Genomic DNA, 746 nt, shown 5'->3' with positions numbered 1-746 from the left:
AGGTTAAGTCTCGCCGTGTTGGTGGTGCTACTTATCAGGTTCCAGTTGAAGTTCGTCCGGCTCGTCAGGTAGCGCTAGCAATGCGTTGGTTGGTGGACTACTCTCGTAAGCGTGGCGAAAAGTCTATGGCTTTGCGTCTAGCGGGTGAGATTATCGATGCAGCCGAAGGTAAGGGTGCAGCGGTTAAGAAACGTGAAGATGTTCACAAGATGGCCGAAGCAAACAAGGCTTTCTCTCACTACCGTTTCTAAGGTATACGAGTGTTATATGGCCTGCATTTTATGCGGGCCTTTTTGGGTTTAAGAGGATAAAAAATTGGCACGTAAGACTCCAATTTCCAGGTATAGAAATATTGGTATTTGTGCGCACGTTGATGCTGGTAAAACAACGACAACGGAGCGAGTTCTTTTCTATACAGGCTTGTCGCATAAAATAGGTGAAGTGCACGATGGTGCGGCGACAATGGATTGGATGGAGCAGGAGCAAGAGCGAGGTATCACGATAACCTCTGCTGCGACCACGTGTTTCTGGTCGGGAATGCAGCAACAGTTTGATCAGCATCGCGTGAATATTATCGATACGCCTGGGCACGTTGACTTTACAATTGAAGTAGAGCGCTCGCTCCGCGTGCTTGATGGTGCGGTTGTGGTTTTGTGTGGTTCGTCAGGTGTGCAGCCGCAAACTGAAACGGTCTGGCGGCAGGCTAATAAATATGAAGTGCCGCGCATGGTCTTTGTTAATAAGAT

Annotated in this window: 1 protein-coding gene and 1 pseudogene; both read left to right on the top strand. The window is 48.5% G+C overall.

Annotated features, from left to right (window positions below; genetic code table 11):
* Positions 1-251, top strand: a pseudogene (locus tag A3756_RS02670) (30S ribosomal protein S7); the annotation flags it as partial.
* A 64-nt stretch (positions 252-315) separates the two neighbouring features.
* A partial coding sequence (locus A3756_RS02665; protein ID WP_156490213.1) for a GTP-binding protein occupies positions 316-746 on the top strand: 431 nt, incomplete at its 3' end.

This window comes from Oleiphilus sp. HI0086, from assembly GCF_001635225.1.
Note: the sequence above shows the minus strand (reverse complement) of the source record. Positions and strands in the feature narration are given on the sequence as shown.